22 protein-coding genes and 3 pseudogenes are annotated in these 22,131 nt (G+C 59.8%); 15 read left to right on the plus strand and 10 right to left on the minus strand.

What is annotated here, in order from left to right:
* Positions 1-125: 125 nt before the first annotated feature.
* Complete coding sequence (locus AU381_RS24380) at positions 126-1,280, minus strand: RHE_PE00001 family protein (protein WP_014857976.1); 1,155 nt, start codon at positions 1,278-1,280, stop codon at positions 126-128.
* Positions 1,281-1,822: 542 nt separating this feature from the next.
* Between AU381_RS24380 and AU381_RS30850 the strand changes: the two are divergent.
* Positions 1,823-2,194 (plus strand): annotated as a pseudogene (locus tag AU381_RS30850) (tyrosine-type recombinase/integrase); the annotation flags it as partial.
* A 503-nt stretch (positions 2,195-2,697) separates the two neighbouring features.
* Here the strand turns inward: AU381_RS30850 and AU381_RS24395 are convergent.
* The 5 genes and pseudogenes from AU381_RS24395 to repA form a co-directional block, all read right to left on the minus strand.
* Positions 2,698-2,904: a cold-shock protein gene (locus AU381_RS24395; protein WP_015633548.1), complete on the minus strand. Its 207-nt coding sequence runs from the start codon at positions 2,902-2,904 to the stop codon at positions 2,698-2,700.
* A 199-nt stretch (positions 2,905-3,103) separates the two neighbouring features.
* Positions 3,104-3,795: pseudogene (locus tag AU381_RS24400) on the minus strand (NYN domain-containing protein); the annotation flags it as partial.
* A gap of 229 nt (positions 3,796-4,024) precedes the next feature.
* Complete coding sequence (gene repC / locus AU381_RS24405; RefSeq protein WP_015633547.1) at positions 4,025-5,239, minus strand: plasmid replication protein RepC; 1,215 nt, start codon at positions 5,237-5,239, stop codon at positions 4,025-4,027.
* A gap of 155 nt (positions 5,240-5,394) precedes the next feature.
* Positions 5,395-6,381 carry a plasmid partitioning protein RepB gene (repB, locus tag AU381_RS24410; protein ID WP_014857971.1) on the minus strand — a complete coding sequence of 329 codons (987 nt, stop codon included), beginning with the start codon at positions 6,379-6,381 and terminating at the stop codon, positions 5,395-5,397.
* Between the two features lie 74 nt (positions 6,382-6,455).
* Positions 6,456-7,643 (minus strand): plasmid partitioning protein RepA, encoded by a 1,188-nt coding sequence (gene repA / locus AU381_RS24415; protein ID WP_014857970.1) that lies wholly within the window; start codon positions 7,641-7,643, stop codon positions 6,456-6,458.
* A 387-nt stretch (positions 7,644-8,030) separates the two neighbouring features.
* Between repA and traI the strand changes: the two are divergent.
* Positions 8,031-8,709 (plus strand): annotated as a pseudogene (gene traI / locus AU381_RS29050) (acyl-homoserine-lactone synthase).
* Between the two features lie 218 nt (positions 8,710-8,927).
* Here the strand turns inward: traI and rctA are convergent.
* On the minus strand, positions 8,928-9,296 hold the full coding sequence (rctA, locus tag AU381_RS24425; protein ID WP_014857967.1) for a conjugative transfer repressor RctA: 369 nt from the start codon (positions 9,294-9,296) through the stop codon (positions 8,928-8,930).
* Between the two features lie 96 nt (positions 9,297-9,392).
* On the opposite strand from rctA, the gene AU381_RS24430 reads away from it, so the two are divergent.
* From AU381_RS24430 to virB11, 13 genes are read left to right on the plus strand one after another with little or no spacing between them, the layout of a single operon-like run.
* Positions 9,393-9,911 (plus strand): hypothetical protein, encoded by a 519-nt coding sequence (locus AU381_RS24430; protein ID WP_014857966.1) that lies wholly within the window; start codon positions 9,393-9,395, stop codon positions 9,909-9,911.
* 3 nt (positions 9,912-9,914) lie between these two features.
* The gene (locus AU381_RS24435; protein ID WP_014857965.1) at positions 9,915-10,586 is read left to right on the plus strand and encodes a lytic transglycosylase domain-containing protein; all 672 of its coding nucleotides are present in this window, start codon (positions 9,915-9,917) and stop codon (positions 10,584-10,586) included.
* Positions 10,583-10,882 (plus strand): TrbC/VirB2 family protein, encoded by a 300-nt coding sequence (locus AU381_RS24440; protein WP_014857964.1) that lies wholly within the window; start codon positions 10,583-10,585, stop codon positions 10,880-10,882. The genes AU381_RS24435 and AU381_RS24440 overlap by 4 nt, the downstream gene beginning before the upstream one ends.
* 4 nt (positions 10,883-10,886) lie before the next feature.
* The gene (locus AU381_RS24445) at positions 10,887-11,228 is read left to right on the plus strand and encodes a VirB3 family type IV secretion system protein (RefSeq protein WP_014857963.1); all 342 of its coding nucleotides are present in this window, start codon (positions 10,887-10,889) and stop codon (positions 11,226-11,228) included.
* The gene (locus AU381_RS24450) at positions 11,221-13,602 is read left to right on the plus strand and encodes a VirB4 family type IV secretion/conjugal transfer ATPase (protein WP_014857962.1); all 2,382 of its coding nucleotides are present in this window, start codon (positions 11,221-11,223) and stop codon (positions 13,600-13,602) included. Before AU381_RS24445 ends, AU381_RS24450 begins: the two co-directional genes overlap by 8 nt.
* On the plus strand, positions 13,602-14,300 hold the full coding sequence (gene virB5 / locus AU381_RS24455; RefSeq protein WP_014857961.1) for a P-type DNA transfer protein VirB5: 699 nt from the start codon (positions 13,602-13,604) through the stop codon (positions 14,298-14,300). The genes AU381_RS24450 and virB5 overlap by 1 nt, the downstream gene beginning before the upstream one ends.
* Complete coding sequence (locus tag AU381_RS24460; RefSeq protein ID WP_014857960.1) at positions 14,297-14,527, plus strand: EexN family lipoprotein; 231 nt, start codon at positions 14,297-14,299, stop codon at positions 14,525-14,527. Before virB5 ends, AU381_RS24460 begins: the two co-directional genes overlap by 4 nt.
* Before the next feature lie 5 nt (positions 14,528-14,532).
* Entirely contained in the window at positions 14,533-15,468 is a 936-nt protein-coding gene (locus AU381_RS24465) for a TrbL/VirB6 family protein (RefSeq protein ID WP_014857959.1), read from the plus strand.
* Between the two features lie 36 nt (positions 15,469-15,504).
* A complete protein-coding gene (locus AU381_RS24470; RefSeq protein WP_014857958.1) occupies positions 15,505-15,780 on the plus strand; it encodes a hypothetical protein in 276 nt (91 codons plus the stop codon).
* Positions 15,781-15,784: 4 nt separating this feature from the next.
* A complete protein-coding gene (locus tag AU381_RS24475; protein ID WP_014857957.1) occupies positions 15,785-16,456 on the plus strand; it encodes a VirB8 family type IV secretion system protein in 672 nt (223 codons plus the stop codon).
* On the plus strand, positions 16,456-17,310 hold the full coding sequence (virB9, locus tag AU381_RS24480) for a P-type conjugative transfer protein VirB9 (protein ID WP_014857956.1): 855 nt from the start codon (positions 16,456-16,458) through the stop codon (positions 17,308-17,310). Before AU381_RS24475 ends, virB9 begins: the two co-directional genes overlap by 1 nt.
* A gap of 9 nt (positions 17,311-17,319) precedes the next feature.
* Entirely contained in the window at positions 17,320-18,492 is a 1,173-nt protein-coding gene (gene virB10, locus AU381_RS24485; RefSeq protein ID WP_037457198.1) for a type IV secretion system protein VirB10, read from the plus strand.
* A gap of 10 nt (positions 18,493-18,502) precedes the next feature.
* The gene (gene virB11, locus AU381_RS24490; RefSeq protein ID WP_014857954.1) at positions 18,503-19,492 is read left to right on the plus strand and encodes a P-type DNA transfer ATPase VirB11; all 990 of its coding nucleotides are present in this window, start codon (positions 18,503-18,505) and stop codon (positions 19,490-19,492) included.
* A gap of 108 nt (positions 19,493-19,600) precedes the next feature.
* Here the strand turns inward: virB11 and AU381_RS29055 are convergent, their stop codons facing one another.
* The 3 genes from AU381_RS29055 to AU381_RS24500 form a co-directional block, all read right to left on the minus strand.
* Entirely contained in the window at positions 19,601-20,062 is a 462-nt protein-coding gene (locus AU381_RS29055) for a methionine adenosyltransferase (RefSeq protein ID WP_244428340.1), read from the minus strand.
* A gap of 149 nt (positions 20,063-20,211) precedes the next feature.
* The gene (locus AU381_RS24495) at positions 20,212-21,810 is read right to left on the minus strand and encodes an ABC1 kinase family protein (RefSeq protein ID WP_014857952.1); all 1,599 of its coding nucleotides are present in this window, start codon (positions 21,808-21,810) and stop codon (positions 20,212-20,214) included.
* Positions 21,811-21,818: 8 nt separating this feature from the next.
* Positions 21,819-22,013 carry a hypothetical protein gene (locus AU381_RS24500; RefSeq protein WP_014857951.1) on the minus strand — a complete coding sequence of 65 codons (195 nt, stop codon included), beginning with the start codon at positions 22,011-22,013 and terminating at the stop codon, positions 21,819-21,821.
* Positions 22,014-22,131 lie beyond the last annotated feature (118 nt).

The raw sequence follows: 22,131 nt of genomic DNA on the forward strand, positions 1-22,131 counted from the left end.
TCGCGAACGTTCTGAAGAGCTTGCGTCATACCCACCGCCCATGTTCATTGGTGTGATGGCGAGCATCAGCAACGCTGAAGAAGATCTTGAGCGCAGGGGCAGGATACCCAGGCGTAACCGGCGTCTTATAGAATTCCCCATGCCCGAAACCTCCCCCTCCTGGTCATCTCCCGCAGCCCGAGCTCCAAAACGATCCGCCGCGCCGCCTGCGGCGTCAGATCGAGCGTCTCGGCCACCACGCCAGCTGACACCAGCGGTTTTGCCATGACCAGCTCAACCAGTTCCGGCAACCTCGACGAGGTGCGGCGCCCCTCCAGCTTCCGCTCCATCATCTGTCGCGCCAGCGCCAGCCGGTTATGCTCTTTGAGGCCGATCTCTGCGGCCGCGGTCAACCCGTGGACGATGGCGAGCAGCCGGACCTCGCGATCGCGATGCCGGCGCCGGTCGACGGGGATGGTTTTGAGACCGAGATTGAACGCAACGAGATGCCCTGCTGATGTGACGCCGGCCTGGCGCAGGATCGAGGCCGCCAGCAGCCGACCGAGCCAGGGCGCATACTGCAACACTGACAACTCGTTCCAGGCATCGAGGGCAACGATCGCCTGCAGCACCGCCGGCAGATTTTGGGCTTCCCGCAGCACGCCGCGCCATTCTTCCAGCCGCTCGTCCTCGTCCCAGTCGAGATCGTAAACCAGCGGATCCCTTTCGCGCGTGCTTCCTCGGCCGGGCTTTTTCGCTTCCTCGATCGCAGCGTCAGAGCGGGCGAGCACAGCATCGATGGCGGCGAACTCCGCGTCGACGGCGCTCGCGCCATCATCGGCACCTTCCCCCTCCCCTCCTCCGAACGTTTCGACATTCCGCTCTGTACCGTCCTTCGTGCTGGCGCCATCAATTTCACCCGCAGCTAACGACGCGCCGGCGGCGAAGCCGCGCCCACTTACGGAGCGGAGGCCGTCGGTCGACAGTGCCCAGCCGGGCGGCTGTGCGGCAATGCGCCGACGGGTTTTCAAAACATCGCGGGCGATGGTGAGTTCGTGGGTCGGGGTGCGAATATCTTTTGTGGCGTCATGGAGGACGAGGTCCTCGAGATGGACGAGCTCGCCGTCGATCCAGAGGGAAGCGCAGGCGTCGGCAAAATGCATCCGCTCGATAAAGCCTTCGCCGACCGCCGACCGGGCGATGCGCTCGTCGAGACGGGCCAGCGCGATGCCGGCGTCCGAAATCGGTTTCAGCAGGCTCTGGATAGGTAGGGCGGCGATTTCGTAACGCATTGAAATCATGGTAAATGATTTGCTAAACGAACTCTATATCAAAGTTAGGGTTCTTCACTTCGTATGGTTGCCGGTTGGGCCTTTCACTTCCGATAAGTAATGCTTATCAGAAGTGAGGTTTTCGACGACGGAAATGGAGGTTGTCGGTAGGGTTTCCGGGCTTTTGGGCCGTTTCGGCAAGGTTGACCGGACTGGCCGCAGCAGAGTTTAGCGGCCGCAACTTACATGATCTCGTCACCGGGACGCCCCTGCAGACACCTGTCGCGAGCTTTTCGTTCTTCGGCCTTCTCCAGGAGCCCTAGTTTTCCAGCATTTCCGCCACAGAAGCCCGCTGGCGCGCGTTTGCCTATGCGGACGCTCCGTTGCTCGTCTCCGGTAGCGAATTGGAGCTGGCGAGCTGCTATTCTGAGCAACGATACGGAATCGGGCCAAAAATCCATGGCAAAATCGCCGAAGAGCAATGCCCTCCCCCACCCGCCGGCTGATTGGCGACGCACGTGTTTCCACCGAAGACCAGATCCATGACGCGCAGGTCGACGAGCTGCGGGCGCTCGCTCTCCATCCACCTCGGCCGCAGCAAGAATTCTGGCGCAAGCCAGGATGAGGTTGTCTATCTCACCGGCCGGCCGGTGGACGCGCTGAACGCCTGGCTGGCGGCCGCGAAGATCGACAGTGGTAGCGTGTTTCGGGCGATCGACCCGAAGGCGGTCAACGATGTCGTCAAGCGGCGGGTGACGATGGCCGGGCTGGAGGCGGAGGAGTTTTCCGCACACGGATTGCGGTCTTGATATCTCACCGAAGCCGCGAACCTCGGAGTTCCCCTGCCCGAAGCGATGGAGCAATCCCGTCACCGCTCCGTGCAACAGGCATCCAGCTACTATAACAACGCCACGCGACGACGCGGGCGGGCCGCTAGAGTGCTATCGTGTGCGTCAGCGCTGCCGCGGCCGACCGCGACTAGGCGTCGCCACCGAAGGGTGCACCGGCTATGCTCTCGGACGGGCCGCCTGTGCCTCACTCGGGACTTCCAGCTCGGCCTTCGCCGCAAAAACCGTCTCGTCACCGCGATCAGTTCGCGGTCGCCGGCGCCGATTTCCATGATTCCTCCCCGGCATTTCTCATGTGAGGCGGTGATCGACAACAATGTCGAAAATCGAGATCCGCCTATCCTTACGATGATGACCTGCTTGCGCAACGAAAGGCCCGGCGCGGGAGGAGGTGCGCCGGGCTTCAAAAGTGACTGACAGCTTGGGAGGAGGAGTGCTGTCCGTCGGACCGCAACGACTCGGGAGGAGGTGAAATCGCCTCGGTACTCAAAAGATAATGTTGCGATGCAGCAGCTTCAAGCCGCGACGCTGCACCGATGTCGCACACCTCCAGCTGCAAACAGGAAAGGCCGGGCGAACCCGGCCCTCCGCAATCCGGCTCAGGCCTGGAGGTTGTCAGCTGACATCTTGCCAGACTTGCGATCCTTCACTAGCTCATAGGTGATCTTCTGGCCGTCGTTCAGACCACGCATTCCTGCTCGCTCCACCGCGGAAATGTGAACGAAGACATCGGCGCTGCCGTCGTCCGGCTGGATGAAACCGAAGCCCTTCGCTGCGTTGAACCACTCTACCGTACCGGTCGCCATAACGTCTTCCTTTCATCATTGTCTTGCCGAGCGTCGGAGCTCGCCTGAAGCTTTTGTTTGCGCCAGCACTGATAGACGCTTCTGGCCTCAGGGGAAAGCCGAACGATCTGTCGCCGCATCCCGACACTCCCAGCCCTTCCAAATCGCCGGGCGGTGGCACTACTTTTTGTTTCGTTGTTTCACCCGATACTGATGGACCGCCCTCGGCCTGGCGAACTTCGAACTGGTTCGTCTCGCGGATCAGATCGCTGAGTTTTCGGAAACCGAAGGCGCGGGGGTCGAAATCGGGTGCCAGGTTCAGAAGCTGTTTGCCGACGGTGCCTAAATTGACCCAGCCGTCCTCGGTGTCCTCCTGCGACAGCACCTTCTTGATCAGCCGAACGTCGGCGTTCGCTGACTGTAGCGTCTTGTCTACAGACGATGTGTTTTGCTCATCCTTGATCGCGCCGGGAAGCAGGTTCTCGGTGTAGACGAACCACCGGCAAGCCTGGCGAAAACTCTCCGGCGTCTTCTGCTCGCCGAAGCCGAACACATCGACTCCTTGCTCGCGGATACGAGCGGCCAGTCGTGTGAAATCGCTGTCAGAGGAAACCAGGCAGAAGCCGTCGAATCGGCCGCTGTGCAGCAAGTACATTGCGTCAATCACCAACGTTATATCGGAGGCATTCTTCCCGTCGTATAAGCGAACTGTTGCTGTGGAATGATGGCATGCTTTGCCAGCACGTCCGCCCACCCCTTTGAGCGCGTGCCGGAGAAATCGCCATAGATGCGCCGCACGCTTGCCTCACCGATCTTGGCGACCTCTTCGAACAGACCGTCGACGATCTTGGCCGAAGTGTTGTCGGCATCGATCAGGACCGCGAGGCGGGGCGACCGAGTTTCAGACGGCATTTCGCTTCCTCGCAGCCCAATCGCCAGGAGACCATTCAGACTAGCCAAACAACTTCGTCAGGTTCTGCCCGAAAACGCCCTTCCAATCCGTCCATTGGTGTGCGCCCAGCATGGGATCCGTGTTTGAGTCGTGTCGCGCAGTTGGGTAGCTCTGACTGATCAAGAACTCGGAAGCATCTCCGCGCACCACGTCGGTTTACCCGCCGCGCTGATGCCTCGACAACGATGATCATGAGGCCCTCTGCATTCCCGCCCCGTTCGCCCTTAGAAGCGCCATGAGCACGGGCCCCAACGAAAACTCGCCCCGCGCCGCCTTACGCGTCAGATCTCGGAGATATCCGCCGGGCGACTTGATGTGCCCTTCCCGCTCGAGGATACAGGCGATCGCTGCGGCGGCATTGTCGGGCCCCATGACCTCGCAGGCCTCCTGGTAGGCCGACGGGCTGACCCCCAGCATCGACCGGACGACGACCGCGGCGGCCATCATGTCGCGCCAGTTGCTGATCGTGCCGCCTGGTCCGTACATCGTAATTTCGGGGCAGGCCCGCAGTATCATGCCAAGTGGGAAATTCCGGATCGGCTCCCGCTTGGGCGGATCATCATCCGCCGGCTTCGCCCCCTGCTCTTTTCCAGAGCTAGGTTCAAATTCATGGATGGAGTCGGATTTTGAATTCTGTATGTGGCGCTCACCATGAGCATCATTGGTGCTGATATTTTCGTCTTTATTCTGCATTTCCAGGATGTTGACGACCTCCCCCTGCAGGAGCTCCATCTCGTCCAGGATTGACGTGACGTCGCCCAGCGTCGGAGAGCGCGGAATCCTGCTCACGAGGCCTATGTAGATCTCCTCAATGGTCTCCCAGTCGCCCGACGCGCCTTCCTCGATCGCAGCGGAAATGAGCTTTCGGACGTCACGGCGGCAAATCGTCAGACTTTCCTTGGCTCGGCGCAAGGCCGCTCGATCGGCCGCGACCTGCTGCGCCATCTGTGCGAACTCTTCGGCACGCAAAAGGAGTGGTGAAATATCGAAGCCAAATGCACTTTCGATCTCACCTGTCCTGTCCTTTCTAGCGTAGCGCTTGCCGTTGGCACTATCCTTCCGGACGATCAGACCTGCCTCGACAAGAATGGCTAGGTGCCTTCGAAGCGTGGCGCCGGCTATGCCATGCGCACGGAGTGTCAGCTGGGCATTCGATGGAAAGACAATCAACTGCGCATCCTGGCGAAGCTCGTTGTCAGGATAGAAGGTAAGCAACGCGTCAAGCACTGCAAGGCTGCGGTCCTGTAATCCGAGCACTTCCCGTGCTTCTGATACATCCCGAAAAACTTTCCACTTGTCAGCCGATTTGCCGGGCTTGATCTCGGTCGTCGCAATCTGTCGCCGTACCAAGGCAAGCGTCATCGGCCGCCGCCCGAAGGGCGTCGTCACATTCCCACTCTGCATTTTTCTTCACCTTCTAAGAGGCAAAAGAAATCCGCCCGCCTATCGACGGCTACGACTCTTGACAGTGATTCGTGGAAATGCGATTCTCGATTTGCTCAGAATACGAGAGAGGCTTCCACGACGAGGGTCGATTGGGGGCCTTTTTCTTTTACGGTTTAGTCTCCTTGCACTTTCTCTTCCTTCCTGAATTCCTCGTAGAGGCGCTCCAGGTTTTCAGTGAGAAACCTTCCAAATTTCCCGGCATCCTTCGCCTTCAATGAAAGCGAAAAGCTCTTGCCAGTGTTCTTGAATTCCGCGGACAGGCTCTTGTCCTTCGGCTGCCATGTGGTAGCCGCAACAGCACGTTTTGCGGGCTTCCTTGCTCGCTTGAGTTCATTGAGAACCAGATCGAAGCGGCGATCGGAAGGCGTTTCTGGGAAACTCCCGTCGGCCGTCACTGCAAGTGCGGTAGCCAAGTTTTCAGGCCGCTCGATCAATTGGGCAAGCTCAAGCCATCGATCACGTCCCACACCTTTCGCAGCCCCAATGGCAGATGAGACTTCCACCGGGATCCTGCCGGTGACTGACAGCATTCTCGTCAGCATAGGGGGATCAATTGACAGCGCCAGCTCTATGGTTCGCCGCTCGTAGCCGAGATCCAGGAGCTGTTGGGCGAAAGTAGCGCGTTCGATGAACGACAAGTTTTCGCGCGCCGAATTTTCCTGGCCTTGGGCAACAACGTGGTCGACATCCGCGACCTCTTTAACAACCGCTCTAACTGTTCGATTGAGGAGCTTGGCGGCTCGCACGCGTCGATGTCCAAAGACAATTTGATAACGGCCTTCGTCTACTGGATGGGGCCGCACAAGGACCGGTGTATCCTGCCCCCGCTCCCGGATAGCCTCAACGAGTTCGTTGAACGCTAACTCGTCATCGTCCATGCGGTCAGACACAAACGAGCTGTCGATCTCTTTCGGGTCGAGTTCTACAACCGCCTCGCCCTGCAAGATCTGTTCCGCCTTGGCCGCCTTCTGTGCAAGCTCCCCGAGGGAACTGATCATTGACCGGGAGGCTCCTCGACTTGCGTAACCAGGGGTGGCTTTTCTCTCGGACCTTGCTCCGTCTCCACTGGTTATGTTGGCGAAGACATCCTTACGAGCCATCACGTCCACTCCGATCTTGGCCTAACTCAGTGAAACCATTGGCAAAAAAACCAATGTGTACGGCTGACAATTTTCTACGCATGTCGCCGCCCCCAAGCCTGATGCATCAACTCGATAACCTCCGAATTAACCAGGTCCATCGCCTCGCGCGCTCGGTCATAGGTAGCTGGGGTAAATTGAGAGCGCTCCACTTCGTAGAGCGTCTGTTTTGTTAGTCCGGCGTCCGAAACGGCCGTCGACTTCACCATGTGGTTTTTCATCATCTGCCGAGCAAACATCGACTGCATGAAGCCGACCATCTGCTGCTGCGGAATGTCCATAGGCTCGTACCGGGTAATCAGGTACCGGAACCAATCCAGACTAACCGTTACACCCGCTCCCTCGATGCTCTTCAATATGTCGCCTAGCATAAGCAGGAACTGGGACATCGACATGATGTCCAGCATTTGGGGATGTACAGTTATGAGGACCGACGTGGCAGCCGTCAGCGCGGTAAGTGTCAGGTAGCCGAGCTGGGGAGGGCAGTCCACAACCACCACGTCGTAGCGATCGTCGACCTCGGCCAGCGCGGTGCCTATTCTCGTATAAAACAGCTTGCCTTCAGACGAGTCCTTCCGCTGCATTGCGAGCGGTGTTTCATACTCGTACTCCTGCAATTCCAAATTCGCTGGCACGATGTCGAGGTTTGGGAAGTTTGTGGGCTGTATAATCTCGATGATCGACCTGCGATTGTCATCATATCGAAGGGACTCATAAAACGACGGCTTCTCATCAAGCTCAGGCTGGATTCCATATAAAGCCGTCATTGAGGCTTGTGGATCGAGGTCGACCGCAAGGACACGATAGCCTTTGAGTGCCAAGTGCTGTGCAAGGTGAGCCGATGTCGTCGTCTTTCCCGAACCGCCCTTGAAATTCACAACCGCAATGACTTGAAGCTTTTCGCCCTTGTTGCGGTGGGGGACCCTATCCAGGAGCGACCGCAGCTCGTTCATCTGTTCAGCACTGTAGTATCGACGGCCCGTGGCAGTGACCGTTGGCTCGACACCTTTTCCTTGTAGGTGTAGCTTTTTCAAGTAGCTCTGGGAGACTCCGACGAAATCCGCCACCTCCGCTAGCGAGAATTGACGTAAGGTCTTCTGCGCGTTTGGTGGGAATTTTTCGATTCGAAGCATGTCGAGCTTGCTTGAAATTTCGCCGCCTTGATCCAGAATCGTGTCGGCAAAACTCAGTAATGGCTCTGAAACTGGCTTTGTCACGTTCATTTTTTCAGATGCCCTCAGTCACGATATTTTGCGGAAAATTAGAAATTATCGTCACTGTGCCCCGATTCCCTCCTGCTGACAAGAAAAATAGAGTTAACAAATACTTAACAACCGCACTTGCGAGCGGCGCAGCCCACGGGCTCGAAACCGAATTCTCTTCAACGAAACAAAGGGTTAGGTTGCGGCGCCTTAAAAATGGTCCTTAGTTTGTTCTCCTGTGAATCCTACAGGAGTAGCCCGACCGCGCCTGACGAGACGGCCCGTGCTGCTGGTTTGGGGTTCAACCTTCGCGACTCACCCAACCAAAAACCTTGTCGAAGTCTACAACTGCCCAGCGATTCTGATCCGTGCTCATCTCCGCGACGATTTTCAACGACGAAGACAAGCATGCAGGTTATTGCGATTTCCGCGCACCCAGATCTTCGCGGGAAGCAACTTCTTGAACAGCACCACAGGCGCCGAGCGCGAGTCTTTTCCGATCGGCTAGGCTGGGAGGTGAGCGTTCTCGACGGTGGGGAATCGGATGCTTTCGATGGTCTCCAACCGACCTACATCATCACCGTGTCGGACAGCGGCCATGTGGCAGGATGCGCCAGACTTCTCCCAGCACTTGGCCCGGCCATGACGTCTTTCCCTCGCTTCTTCCGAACGAGGGACTGAAGGCCCATCCCTTTCTGATCGAGAGCTCTCGCTTCTGCGTCGACACGGGTCTCGATGAGGGAAGGGGAGGCGGTATGGTCCATGAGACGACGTTGACGATGTTCGCAGGCATCATCGAATGGTGCATGGCGCATGACTACACCGATATTGTCACCGTGACCGATCTTCGATTCGAGCGAATCCTCGCTCGAGTCGGATGGCCACTGCTGCGATTGGGTGAGCCCAAGAAGATCGGCGTTACGATGGCCGTGGCGGGCACGCTGCCCGCCAATTCGGAGACATTGTGAGGCTTTGCCCTTTCAGTTACCGCTTTGAACTCACCGCTTTTGGCCAGCTGCGAACTCGTGTGAACCCTTTGGTGGCGCATAGCGTCAACCCGGCAGTTGCCGAACGGCTCTCGCGCTGATGAGCGAGCGGCTGATTCGCGGAAGCTCGGATGGAGGATCGCGTCAAACCGGCCGCAAATGTCTTTAGTTGGAAAAGGCGGCGTTCTTCAGCGGGAAACCTAACGCTATGACCTCAAGAAGAACGCTGTGCGTATCGAGAACGACGGTTGCGCCTCGATTCGTAACCTAACGCCTGACAGACCTAGCGACACAGGATGTTCGTGTCAGAAAACCGTCACTACGCTCCTGACTTTCCCTGCTCTGCTCCCAACCTTAAACGGTCGAAAACTTCCGGACAGAACTCAAACTGTCGGGCAGTTCCGCGCCCCATGGAGTTCTTTACGATCGTCTCTGTAAGTATGCCGCGCTCAACGAGTGGATCGATCGATTCCGCCACGGCATTGCGCGTCAATCCGGTGATTTTGACGATATTTGAAAGCGTTAGCTTCTCGTGGCTCTGATGCATCATGTAGAGAACCGTCATCATCCCGAGCTGCTTCAGCCGCGATTGTGGCGTCTCTCCGTCAATCGGTTTGTCGAGAACTTCCTGCAAGGCGTAAGCCGCAAACAGCTGGCTTTGCCAATGTGCGTTGAGTGCGCTTGTCATCTTTTATACTGTCAGTTATATGATCGTAAAACGAGTCGCGAAGTGGCAAAACTTGCTGGCCTCTGCGCGCAATCGCGTCGGTGAAGGGTGGTGGTCATGAACAAGTCTCTCGTGCAGGCAGCCGTCGCTGCAGCCAGCTTAGCGTCATTCTATCTTGTTTTCGACGGCAAAGCGCGCGCGGATGAGTGGGGATGCCAGGTTATCCTGTGCCTTTCCAATCCCGGCGGTCCGACGCAGTATGCGGAGTGCCGGCCGCCGATTCATAAGCTCTGGCGCGCGCTTGCAAAAGGACACTCTTTCCCCACCTGCAGCGGCGTTGGGTTCCGCGCCTCGCGCCCCGGATACGAGCCCTATTACTGCAACGACGGCTACCGCCTGACAACGCGCTATGGTGATCGCGGGCTTGAGGCGAGCTGCATCTCGACCGGGCCACAGACTGTCTCAACTGATGAATGCTATTCCAACAATGATCGGATCACCTCGGCAACGTGGCGGCGGAGCGAAGGCCGCAGAGAGTGCCAACGCTATGTGACGACGCGGCCGAACGTCCGCCCGCAGCCTCATTACATCGACGTGACCATCGACGGCGTCGGCAAACAAAGAGTGTGGTACTGAGCCATGCCTGTTGCTTTCCTCGATCTGGCGCAAACTTGCGCACCCGTAGTTGCGGCCGAGACACTCGCCGGCGTCGTCAGCCTTGAAAGCCAATTCGAGCCCTTCGCCATCAGGATCAACAGCGGCGTTCCGCTCTCGGAGCAGCCCACTACCAAGGCGGAGGCGATCGAGATTGCCACGTCGCTGGCGGCCGAGCGGCAGGACATCCAGCTCGGTCTCGGCGGCATCGGCACAGAAGAACTCGGGAAGCTGAAGCTCTCGATCTCCGACTCCTTCGATCCCTGCCTCAACCTTCAGGCTACCGCGACACTGCTCGACGGATATTACCGGCTCGCAATGAAGGCCGGCGCGGATCCGAACCAAGCCGAACAGGTGATGCTGCAATCCTACTACGGACGGGACGATCCCTCCGTCGGCGCCATGGTCCAGTACGACGAGCAGGTCCGCCAGGAAGTGAAGCGGCTCGGCACAACCCTCGCGGCTCTCATGATCGGAGATGGCGGGCAGGGGAGGGGGATCACCGAAGAGAGCCCTGTCGATGTGGCGGTGGAGAAGGCGAGGGACGACCGGTCTGCCGACGAGGCGGCATCGGCGGCGTCCTGGGATGTTTTCAATTCGCGACGGCAATCTTCCGTCCTCGTGTTTCAGAACAGTCAAATGGAGCAGAGTGAATGACCTTCAGTTCCCGTATCCGCCCGATCGCCGCCTCGACCCTGATGGCCGTCGCCATGGTGGTCAGTCTGGTCGAACCGGCGTTCGCGCAAGCCGCCGGCATCGAGACCGTGCTGCAGAACATCGTCGACATGTTGACCGGCAACATCGCCAAGCTGCTGGCTGTGATCGCGGTGATCGTGATCTGCATTGCCTGGATGTTCGGCTACATGGATCTGAGACGGGCAGGGTTCTGGATCATCGGCATCGGCGGCATCTTCGGCGCCACCGAACTCGTCAACACCATCGTCGGAAGCTGACGCCATGGCGAACGCACGGCCGGCGCTCGAGGAAGACACGCTGTTCATTGCTTGCACCCGCCCGGCGATGATCGCCGGCGTGACGATGGAAGCGATGGGCATGAACGTCATGCTGACGACCATCCTTTACATCGTCGCCGGCTCGATCGCTTACGCGCTCGTCGGCGTCGTCTTCCACCTGGTGTTCCGCGCGCTCGTCAAACACGACCACAACATGTTTCGCATCTTACTGGCCTGGGTGGAGACACGCGGCCGGTCCCGCAACAGCGCCTATTGGGGCGGGGCAACGCTTGCACCGCTGAAGCTCGCCCGCAAATACGACGAAAGGGACCTCGGACTTGCCTAGCCTGACCACACTCAGATCTCGCGAACTCGGTCCGGAGACCTTCATCCCCTATGTCCGCCACGTCGACGAGTCGACGATCGCGCTCGATTCCCGGGCGCTGATGGTGATGATCGCGCTCGAAGGCGTCTCCTTCGAGACCGCGGATGTTCTCGACCTGAATGCCCTCCATCGCGACCTCAACACGCTCTACCGAAACATCGCCGACGAGCGTCTTGCCTTATGGACGCATCTCATCCGCCGTCGCGACAACAGCTATCCGGAAGGCACGTTCACTACGCCGTTCTCGGCGGCGCTCAACGACAAGTATCGCGCGCGAATGGTGGGCGAGGACCTGTTTCGCAACGACCTCTATCTGACCATCCTCTGGTCACCGGCACGCGATCCGGCAGACAAGGCGGCAAAGCTGCTGTCGCGCCTGCGCCGAGCCCGTCGCGCAGGGGCGGAACTCGACGAGGAGGCCCTCAAGCACCTTCGCGACAAGGTCGTCGATGTCACGGCGGCTTTGAAACGCTTCGAGCCCCGCGTGCTGTCCCTCTACGAGCATGACGGCCTGTTGTTCTCGGAGCCGAGCGAAGTGCTGCATCAGTTCGTCGGCGGACGACGCGAGCCGATCCCCCTGACCGAGGGCCGCATTGCGTCGGCGATCTACTCGGATCGTGTCATCGTCGGCCGCGAGACGGTCGAGATCCGCCCCGAAGCAGAAAGCCGCTATGCCGGCATGCTGAGTTTCAAGGAATATCCGGCCCGCACCAGGACCGGCATGCTCGACGGCGTGCTCACCAGTCCTTTCGAACTGATCCTGGCGCAATCCTTCTCCTTCGTCTCGAAGGCGGACGCCCGTGTCATCATGGGCCGCAAGCAGAACCAGATGGTCAGCAGCGGCGACAAGGCGGCCTCGCAGATCGAGGAGCTTGATGGGGCGATGGACGATCTGGAGTCCAACCGGTTCGTGCTCGGCGAGCACCACCTGACGCTTTCCGTCTTCGCCCCATCGGTGAAGGAACTGACCGACAACCTCGCCAAGGCACGCGCCAGCCTGACCAGTGGCGGCGCAGTCGTCGCGCGCGAGGATCTTGGCCTTGAGGCGGCCTGGTGGGCGCAGCTGCCGGGGAACTTCCGCTATCGCGCCCGGTCCGGCGCGATCACCTCCCGGAACTTCGCTGCCTTGTCGCCCTTCCACTCCTATCCGATCGGCCAGAAGGACGCCAACGAGTGGGGGCCCGCCGTCGCCCTGCTCAAGACGGCGTCCGGGTCACCGTACTACTTCAATTTCCATTACGGCGATCTCGGCAACACCTTCGTCTGCGGACCGTCGGGCGCCGGCAAGACCGTGCTCCTCAACTTCATGCTATCGCAACTCGAGAAGCACGACCCGCATGTAGTGTTCTTCGACAAGGACAGGGGGGCGGACCTCTACGTGCGCGCCGCCGGCGGCACCTATCTGCCCCTCAAGAACGGCATTCCGACCGGATGCGCCCCCTTAAAGGCGCTCGAACTGACGCCGGAGAACAAGGTGTTCCTGACGCGCTGGGTCGGCAAGCTCGTCGGCTCAACCACGCGGGAACTGAGCGTGACCGAACTCCGCGACATCGCCGCCGCAATCGACGGCCTTGCCGATCTGCCGGTCGAGCGTCGGACGATCGGCGCGCTCAGGACCTTTCTCAACAACACCGATCCGGAAGGGATCGCGGCAAGGCTGCGGCGGTGGGAGAGGGGAGGGCCACTCGGTTGGGTCTTTGACAACGTCATCGAGGATATCGGCTTCGGCGAATTCGGCATCGGCGGCAAGTTCGTCGGCTACGACATGACCGACTTCCTCGACAACGAGGAAATCCGGACCCCGCTGATGGCCTACCTCTTCCATCGCGTCGAGCAATTGATCGACGGCCGGCGGATCATCATCGTGATCGATGAGTTCTGGAAGGCGCTCCAGGACGAGGGGTTCCGGGACCTCGCCCAGAACAAGCTTAAGACCATTCGAAAGCAGAACGGACTCATGCTCTTTGCCACGCAGAGTCCACGGGATGCGATTGTTTCGCCGATCGCTCACACCATCATCGAGCAATGCCCGACGCAGATATTCCTGCCGAACTCCCGCGGCAATCATGCCGACTATGTCGATGGCTTCAAGCTGACGGAGCGCGAATACGAGCTGGTCGCGCGCGAGCTCTCGGTCGAGAGCCGGCGGTTCGTGTTGAAGCAGGGACATAACAGCGTCGTCGCCGAGCTAGACCTCAAGGGCTTCGACGACGAACTCGCCATCCTCTCCGGCCGAACCGCCAACGTCGAACTTGCCGATGCGATCCGTGCCGAGGTCGGCAACGATGCCAAGGATTGGCTTCCGATTTTCCAGCAGAGAAGGAGTGCAAGTTGATGGCTTCCTATCGACTTCATTGTGCTTCGATTGCCTCCGTGCTCATCCTTTCCGCCAGCGGTGCGGCAGGGCAGGGGATCCCGGTGATCGACCAGACGGCGATCGCCAAGCACATTGAGACGATCGCTGAGCTCAAGTCGCAACTCGATGCGCTCAATCAGCAGATCGAGCAGGCACAGCAGCTCTACGGTTCGCTCAACAAGCTCACCGACATGGCAGATGTTGCCAGCGTCTTGAACGATCCGGCCATTCGCAAAGCGCTGCCGGCGGACTTCAGCGCCATCGAGGGCCTGTTCAAGGCCAACGGTACGGGCGTCTTCGCTGACTCAGCCTCAAAATTCCTCGAAGGTAATACGACCTATCGAACCAACGCCGACGACTTCTACGCGCAGGAGCTTTCGCGCATCCAGAACAAGAACGCCGGTCAGATGAGCCTCGGCCAACAGATTTATGATGCCGCGACCAAGCGTATCGACGGCATCGACCAGCTGCGCGAGAAGATATCGACGGCAGGCGACGCCAAGGATATCGCCGACCTGCAGGCTCGGCTTCAGGCCGAACAGGCCTTCCTTCAGACCGATGTGTTGCGGATGGAAGGCTTGCGCATGGTGCAGCAGGCGCAGGTTCAGGTCGATGAACAGCGCAAGGCCGAGGACTGGCGCCAGCGCATGGATGCGATCAAGGCGGCCCTGCAATGAGAAGATCGCTGCTTCTTCTGACGATGTTTGGCCTGGCCGCCTGCTCGGAGCAGGAGCGGACCTACACGGTTGAAGAACTGGTGGCGGACGAAGCGCTGCTTTCCAGCATCGTCACGAAGTGCCGCAACAATCCAGGAGAGCTCCGCGATACCGCGACTTGCCAAAACGCGGAAAGCGCCGACGGCAAGCTGCGGCTCCAGCGCATGCGGCAATCGTTGGGAGGTTGATGCCCATGTATGAGGTGTTCGCCTTCGTCGACGAGCAGTTCAAGACACCGCTGGAGAACTTCATCTCCACCGGAACGTCGAACATCTCCGAGTGGGTCTCAGGCCCTCTGACGGCAGCGGTGACCCTCTATATCGTGCTCTACGGCTATCTCGTTCTTCGCGGCTCGGTCCAGGAACCGATCCTCGACTTTGCATTTCGGGCGATCAAGCTCGCCATCATCGTCATGCTGGTGAAGAACGCCGGCGAGTACCAGACCTATGTCACCAACATCTTCTTCGATGTGCTTCCGCGCGAGGTGTCCCAGGCGCTGAACAGCGGCACGGCGCCGAGCGCATCGACCTTCGACAGCCTGCTCGACAAGGGACAGGCCTCAGCCACCGATATCTGGTCACGTGCCTCCTGGCCGGTCGATATCGTCACCGGCGTTGGCGGCATGATGGTGATCGGCGCGAGCTTCATCGTCGCCGCAATCGGCTACATCGTTTCGCTTTACGCGCGTCTGGCGCTTGCCATCGTGCTCGCGATCGGCCCGATTTTCGTGGCGCTCGCAATGTTCCAGTCGACGCGACGCTTCACCGAGGCCTGGATCGGCCAGCTTGCGAACTTCGTGATCCTTCAGGTTCTCGTCGTCGCCGTCGGCTCCCTGCTGATCACTTGCATCGACACCACCTTCACGGCGATCGAGGGATATAGCGACGTGCTGATGCGGCCGATCGCGCTTTGCGCCATCTGCCTCGCCGCTCTCTATGTCTTCTATCAGCTTCCCAACATCGCCTCGGCGCTTGCCGCCGGCGGGGCGTCGTTGACCTACGGCTACGGCGCCGCACGCGACGCCCACGAAAGCACGCTCGCCTGGGCGGCGTCCCATACCGTCCGTGCGGCCGGACGTGGCGCCCGAGCCGTTGGTCGAACCTTCACCTCGAAAGGCTCCGGATCATGACGCTTTTCGCACGAACAAGAAAAAGGCTCTCCAGGAATGATCAGAACATTTCCGCTGCTCTGCATGGCGGCCGCCTTAAGCGGCTGCGCATCGCTGACCTATCCGCTCCCGAAATGCGACGGCTATTCGCGCCGTCCTCTCAATCGTTCGATGTGGCAGTGGGAAGACAATAGCAACCTCAAACAGAAACAGTCCGATGCGCGACCGGCGGCGTCTCAGTCCGTCGCCACCGCGTATGTCGACGAGGGCAAGGAACCTCCCACCTTTGCCCATCTCGACATCGACGCATCCTATCGTCCTTGTGAGGGTTGACGCGATGGTCTCCGGAGATGAACTCAAGACATATTTCGAGAAGGCGCGACGCTTCGATCAGGACCGCATGATCCAGGTCGAACGCTCGGCGCGCATCGCCTGGTCCGTTGCCACCGTAGCCGGCATTCTTGCCGGTGCTTCGATCTTCGCCGTCGCCGGCCTCACGCCGCTGAAAACGGTGGAACCGTTTGTCGTGCGGGTCGACAATTCAACGGGCATCGTCGATGTCGTCTCGGCGCTGACATCGACGGCCGGCACTTACGACGAAGCCGTCACCAAATACTTCGCCGCGAAATACGTCCGGGGCCGCGAAGGCTATGTCTGGAGCGAGGCGGAGGAAAATTTCCGCACCGTCGCCTTGTTGTCGACGCAGCCGGAGCAGGCTCGGTTTTCGGCCTTCTATCGCGGCAGCAATCCGGAGTCGCCGCAGAACACCTATGGGCGCGGCGCCACCGCGCGGATCAGCATTGCCTCGATCTCGCTGATCAATCCGAATGTCGTATCCGTCCGATTTATGCGCACGATCACCCGCGGGGAAGAAGTCCGGACAACCCATTGGGTTGCGACGCTCACCTTCTCCTATGTGAACGCGCCGATGTCATCGACGGATCGGCTGGTGAACCCTCTCGGTTTTGCGGTCAGCGAATACCGGGCCGATCCGGAGGCCATCAACTGATGCGGACTATTTTCATCTGCACTCTCCTCCTTACGGTCTCCGCCTCCACGGCGCCTGCCCTCGAAATTCCGCGCGGCGCGTCGCAGGACAACCGTATCCGTTTCGTCGACTACCAGCCCTACAACATCACCCGCATCATCGGTTCGCTGCGCTCCTCGGTGCAGGTCGAGTTCGCGGCCGACGAGGAGGTCGCGCATGTCGCGCTTGGCAACAGTGTCGCCTGGGAGGTCGCACCGGTGGGCAACATCCTGTTTCTCAAACCGCGGGAAAATCAGCCGGTCACCAATATCTCCGTCGTGACCACCCGCCGTGACGGATCGACCCGCAGCTACCAGATGGAATTGACGGTGCGGGATGGCAAGGTGGAGGTCGGCCAAAACACCTACTTCTACGTCAAGTACCGCTATCCCGCCGACGACGCCGAGCGCCGGCGCCAGGCGGCGGCGGCGCGAGCGATCGCCGCGGGGGCGAAGGAGGCCGACAATGTGCTGGCGATCCACGAGGCTTATGGCCCTCGGAACTGGCGTTACTCCGCGCAAGGGGCGCAGGCACTGGAGCCACAATCGGTCTACGACAATGGCAAGGTCACGACCTTTGCCTTCGTTGGCAACCAGGAAATGCCGGCCATCTACATCGAGAACTCGGACGGCAGCGAGAGCCAGGTTCCGAAGTCTGTCGACGGCAACCTGGTTCTCGTCCACGCGATCAGCCGCAAGTTCATCCTGCGCAGGGGAGGGGACGTGCTCTGCGTCTTCAACGAGGCCTACGACCGCGTCGGCATCAATCCGGACACCAATACGACCTCGCCGTCGGTCGAGCGGGTTGTGAAGACCGACGCCAGCGCGGCGCAATAGGAGGCTGTCATAGTTCAGAAAGACGAAAGCCGGATACCCGGCGAGCGGGCCGAAACGGTTGCCGGCAGGAGGATCGACAACAATCCCGTCCTGAAGCGCGGCGCGGTTGCGGCTGCCGTCGTCGCCTTTGTCGGCTTCGCCCTATGGTCGATGAGCGGGGAAGGGAAACGGCAGGACAATGCCCAGCCGGAGCGGGTGGTCATCCGCCAAACGACGAACTTCGAACCGGCCAAGGAGAAAATGGAACCCGTTCAGCCAGTGCCGGAAGTGAAGCTACCAACCCCCATCGTGACCGAGGAGGTCAAGGAGGAAGATCCACTGCTCGACTCGGCGCGGCGGGCGCCCGTCATGGCCTATAGCGGCGGACAGAAAAACGCGACATTGCACCGTGACACCGAAAATCCTCCCATTTCGGCGGACAGCAATTTCGTGCCGTTCGATGGAAGCATGATGGGCCCGAATACGGCCAATGTCGATGAACAGAGGTTCAACGGGTTGCTACGACCGACCAGGCTTGAGGGCTCGCGCGCCGGCACGCTCGGCAACCGGAATTTCATCGTTGCGATGGGAACCTCGATACCCTGCGTCCTGGAAACGGCACTAGCGTCGGATCAGCCCGGCTTCACCAGCTGCGTTATCAACCGGGATGTCCTCTCGGATAATGGCCGGGTCGTGCTGATGGAAAAAGGCACTCAAGTTCTCGGCGAGTACCGCGGCGGCCTCCAGCGAGGACAGAAGCGCCTCTTCGTGCTCTGGAACCGCGCGAAAACCCCGAATGGCGTCATCGTCCCATTGGCCTCGCCGGCGACGGATGCGCTCGGCCGCGCCGGCGTAGACGGCTATGTCGACACGCATTGGTGGGAGCGGTTCGGAAGTGCGCTTCTCCTTTCCATCGTTGGCGACGCCACGAGTTATGCGAACAGTCGGCTGCAGGACAGCGACGTCGACGCGCAGAACACGACGAGCGCCGGCCAGCAGGCCGCGGCGATCGCTGTCGAGCAATCGATCAACATCCCGCCGACGCTCAACAAACATCAGGGTGAACTCGTCTCGATCTTCGTGGCGCGCGATCTCGACTTTTCCGGTGTTTATAGATTGCGGGCGACCGAGCCGAGGAACAAGGTCCTCGACCGGGCGGTGCTCGGCGACTTCGGCCCGCGATCAACGCTCGTGACGAAGTAGGGTAAGGGCGATGACCGAAGGTTCCGACGCGACGGTCGTTCGTGAACTGCTCTCTCCGTTCGCGCCGTTCCTCGATGACAAGTCGCTCTACGAAGTGATCGTCAATCGGCCCGGGCAGGTGTTGACTGAGGGTGCCGGCGGGTGGCGGACCCATGATCTGCCGGAGCTTTCCTTCGAAAAACTGATGCGCCTTGCCCGAGCCGTGGCCAGTTTTTCCAACCAATCCATCGATGAAACGCGGCCGATCCTGTCGGCGACCCTGCCGGGGGACGAACGAATCCAGATCGTCATTCCACCGGCCACCACGAGAAACACGGTCAGCATCACCATCCGGAAGCCATCCTCGGTCGAATTCACGCTCGACGACTTGGAGCAGAGGGAGTTTTTCTCCGAAACGCGGGCGACCAACGACCGGGCGTCGACGCAGGAACAGAATTTGCTGGCACTATACCGTACCGGTCGCTTCAAGGATTTTCTGCGGGAAGCCGTCATCGCACGGAAAAATATCATCATCTCAGGCGCAACCGGATCGGCCAAGACGACGCTGTCGAAAGCGCTGATCAAACATATTCCGGAGCATGAGCGGATCATTTCGATCGAGGACACCCCCGAGCTGGTTATTCCGCAGCCCAACCACGTGCGCCTGTTCTATTCGAAAGGCGCCCAAGGACTTTCGAGTGCCCGCCCCAAAGAACTACTGGAATCTTGTCTCCGGATGCGGCCAGACCGCATTTTGCTGCAAGAGTTACGTGATGGCACGGCCTTCTACTATGTCCGCAATGTCAACTCCGGCCATCCCGGATCGATAACGACCGTGCATGCCGATTCCGCCAAGCTCGCCTTCCAACAGTTGACGCTGCTTGTGAAGGAATCCGAAGGAGGACGTAACTTGGATCGCGAAGACATCGATCGATTGTTGAGGGTCTCGATCGACGTCATTGTCCAATGCAAGCGAATGGACGGTCGGTTTCGAGCAACAGAAATCTACTTTCGAGCCTGACACATCTTCCGTCGGCGTCAGCAACTACCGCCCACGACCAGAAGACAGCTACGCCTGCGTAGATGATCTTGCGAGATGACGGCGATGGGGTTTTGGTCTGCACCCCGCCTAAAGCTTTGACCGGAAACTCTGCGCCGGAACTGCGTTAAGCAATTGCCCACATTCAGCCGCCATTGCACCGAACGAACCACCTGCATCCAAATTGGGGCCTGCGGTTCGAAGCCACTCAAGGCGACGGACGTTAGGAAGGCAGTCATTCAGCTCGACCTGCGATCTTCGCGTTCTGTCACGGATGGTTACGTTGGGGAAATGCCGCTGTGAACGGCAGTCGCTAGCAATGAAGCAAGATCGGACGCTCCGTCCGCGAGTTCTGGGGATCGCGAAAATCCCAGACGGCCGATCTTTGCCCAAAGGTTCAGAGCGCCTCTGCAGATAAGGGCAGCTTTGTTGAGTCCGTCTATCGCTCGGACGAAAACAGACTTCTACGTTGTGATGGAGAATGCGGCCGAAACGCTGCTGGTAGAGACGGCAGAGATTGCGGGAAAGCGTCTCGGCAAGGGTGTCGCAGATCGTGTCCGGGTGGCCCAGGCCTTTCCGTTCCACGATCTCGACCGGATTATCCACTACGATAAGGTCCGATATCGTCAGCGCAAGCATGGCTGATCTCCTTTCGCCTAAGACCGACGTCACGCATTCTACTGCCGCTTGCCGCCTGGGCTTCAGAGCCTGCCGGAGCGGGCAATCGCGCGCAGAAGGCGAAGCGTGAACCAAAGCGCGAGCGCAAAGGCGACCGCCGCGAATACCGGAACCTCGCCGAAAATACGCGGTCCCGCAGTTTCCATGAGCAGCGCCCCCGACACGAAGAGACCTGAGGCAATGAGGCCGAGCACGAACCGGTTGCTGCTCCTTTCAAGCTTTTCATGCAGGCCCTTGAGTTCGCGCACATGCAGAGTAAGCCCCAGGCCGCTGCCTTCCCGAGCGAGCTGTTGGACCCATGTGCTGAGCATCGACGGCAGGTCGCGCGCAGTGTCCGCTGCATCGAGCCTCAGGCGATTGAGCGTGGTTGCCCAATCGGCCTGCTTCATCGCCGCTTCCAATACGCCAGGGGCCTTGGTCTGCAGGGCTTCCAGAAGCTGAAAATCAGGATCGAGGATGCGGACGGTATGCTCGGCGAGAAACATCGCCCGCATCAGGATAAGGAGGTCCAGCGGGACAAAAACGTTTTGCGCCTGTCCGAGTCGCGTCACGCGCAGGAACGCCTCTGCCAGCGACCAGTCCTTGAGCGGCAGCGCCGCATAGTCGCCGATGATCTCCACCAGGCCGCGGCGAAATTCGCTCCGGTCCAGTTCTCCGCCCAATATGCCGAGATCGATTGCAGCCTCGAGGAGCCAGTCGGCGTCCTGACGAACAAAGGCCATGGCAAAGGCGGCAAGCTTGCGGCGCATGGCCCGGTCAAGAAATCCGACGATTCCGAAATCGTGAAGGCAGATCCGCCCGTCTCCGGTGACGAAGAGATTGCCCGGATGAGGATCGCCGTGAAAGACCCCCAACACGAAAATCTGATGCAGGTAAGCATCGACGAAGATTCCCGCGAGGCGAGGGCCGTCCGATCTCAAGGATGCGTCGTCGATCCGTAAGCCGTGGCTTCGCTCCTGGACGATCACCGTCTCCGAGACCAGATCGTCGACCACGTCCGGAATCTTGAGCGTGGGCCAATCGGCGAAGGCCGTCACGAAGCGCCTGATGCTTCTTGCCTCGCGGCAAAAATCGATCTCCTTTAGGAGGTTAGTCCATATCTCCGTGACGATGCGCAGCGGCTGATAGTGGCGCAGGCGAGAAATGATCACCGCAGCCACGCGCGCCAGCCAGAATAGTGAACGCATGTCCTGATTGATCTGGCGTTTCAGGCCGGGTCGGCGAACCTTGATGATGACGCTCCGCCCGTCCCGAAGGCGAGCGCCGTGCACCTGCGCGACGGACGCCGCAGCAAGCGGTGTCTCCTCGAACTCGGCAAACATCTTGGCTACGGGCCGGCCAAGGCCGCGCTCGATCTCTTGCACGGCGACGCTCGTCGGGAAGGCCGAGACGTGGTCCTGCAATTTCTGCAAGGCGACGACGTAGTCATCTGGCACTATGTCCCGGCGTATGCTGAGCGACTGGCCGAACTTGATAAACGTCGTGCCCAGGCGTTCGAGACTGAGGCGAAATCGTTCGGAGGAGGGCGGACTCGAGGGGAGAAGGCGAAGACCCCGCAGGGCGGTTCCCAGTGCGAACGCCATGGCCACGTAGACGATGTGAAAGATACGGAATATCGGCATCTAACATATCAAACGGTTGCCCGTGCCTCATCTCGTATGCTGATGTTCTCATCTTCGGACGCTGCCGAGGCGTAAGATGTCGTGACCGCGGTCATGAAGGCGATGGCGAGGAGCGTCAGCAGGCATTGCCGCCATACCGACCGATAGTCGCGCGCCAGAACAACTGCGGTCGCTTCGGACCTGCAACCTCTCGAATGCAACATGGCCGTTCTCCTCAAAGATCCGGCTTTGGCGGCGTCGCCTCTGTTATTTCCGCCCCGCGGCATCCGTTTTCGAAAGGCGCGTGAAGCTGCCTATACGGACGGCTGGGCGCGATCGAGT

The sequence above is a fragment of the Sinorhizobium glycinis genome, assembly GCF_001651865.1.
In the GTDB taxonomy this organism is placed as follows: domain Bacteria; phylum Pseudomonadota; class Alphaproteobacteria; order Rhizobiales; family Rhizobiaceae; genus Sinorhizobium; species Sinorhizobium glycinis.

Excerpts from the sequence above, each read along its gene's own strand:
- AU381_RS24380 (WP_014857976.1), bottom strand. The coding sequence starts at position 1,280 with ATGATTTCAATGCGTTACGAAATCGCCGCCCTACCTATCCAGAGCCTG.
- virB5 (WP_014857961.1), top strand. The coding sequence starts at position 13,602 with ATGGCTTCCTATCGACTTCATTGTGCTTCGATTGCCTCCGTGCTCATC.
- AU381_RS24460 (WP_014857960.1), top strand. The coding sequence starts at position 14,297 with ATGAGAAGATCGCTGCTTCTTCTGACGATGTTTGGCCTGGCCGCCTGC.
- AU381_RS24475 (WP_014857957.1), top strand. The coding sequence starts at position 15,785 with ATGGTCTCCGGAGATGAACTCAAGACATATTTCGAGAAGGCGCGACGC.
- AU381_RS24495 (WP_014857952.1), bottom strand. The coding sequence starts at position 21,810 with ATGCCGATATTCCGTATCTTTCACATCGTCTACGTGGCCATGGCGTTC.
- repA (WP_014857970.1), bottom strand. The coding sequence starts at position 7,643 with ATGAACGTGACAAAGCCAGTTTCAGAGCCATTACTGAGTTTTGCCGAC.
- AU381_RS24445 (WP_014857963.1), top strand. The coding sequence starts at position 10,887 with ATGGCGAACGCACGGCCGGCGCTCGAGGAAGACACGCTGTTCATTGCT.
- AU381_RS24430 (WP_014857966.1), top strand. The coding sequence starts at position 9,393 with ATGAACAAGTCTCTCGTGCAGGCAGCCGTCGCTGCAGCCAGCTTAGCG.
- repC (WP_015633547.1), bottom strand. The coding sequence starts at position 5,239 with ATGCAGAGTGGGAATGTGACGACGCCCTTCGGGCGGCGGCCGATGACG.
- AU381_RS24395 (WP_015633548.1), bottom strand. The coding sequence starts at position 2,904 with ATGGCGACCGGTACGGTAGAGTGGTTCAACGCAGCGAAGGGCTTCGGT.
- AU381_RS24440 (WP_014857964.1), top strand. The coding sequence starts at position 10,583 with ATGACCTTCAGTTCCCGTATCCGCCCGATCGCCGCCTCGACCCTGATG.
- AU381_RS24465 (WP_014857959.1), top strand. The coding sequence starts at position 14,533 with ATGTATGAGGTGTTCGCCTTCGTCGACGAGCAGTTCAAGACACCGCTG.
- AU381_RS24470 (WP_014857958.1), top strand. The coding sequence starts at position 15,505 with ATGATCAGAACATTTCCGCTGCTCTGCATGGCGGCCGCCTTAAGCGGC.
- virB11 (WP_014857954.1), top strand. The coding sequence starts at position 18,503 with ATGACCGAAGGTTCCGACGCGACGGTCGTTCGTGAACTGCTCTCTCCG.
- repB (WP_014857971.1), bottom strand. The coding sequence starts at position 6,381 with ATGGCTCGTAAGGATGTCTTCGCCAACATAACCAGTGGAGACGGAGCA.
- AU381_RS24500 (WP_014857951.1), bottom strand. The coding sequence starts at position 22,013 with ATGTTGCATTCGAGAGGTTGCAGGTCCGAAGCGACCGCAGTTGTTCTG.
- rctA (WP_014857967.1), bottom strand. The coding sequence starts at position 9,296 with ATGACAAGCGCACTCAACGCACATTGGCAAAGCCAGCTGTTTGCGGCT.
- virB9 (WP_014857956.1), top strand. The coding sequence starts at position 16,456 with ATGCGGACTATTTTCATCTGCACTCTCCTCCTTACGGTCTCCGCCTCC.
- AU381_RS24435 (WP_014857965.1), top strand. The coding sequence starts at position 9,915 with ATGCCTGTTGCTTTCCTCGATCTGGCGCAAACTTGCGCACCCGTAGTT.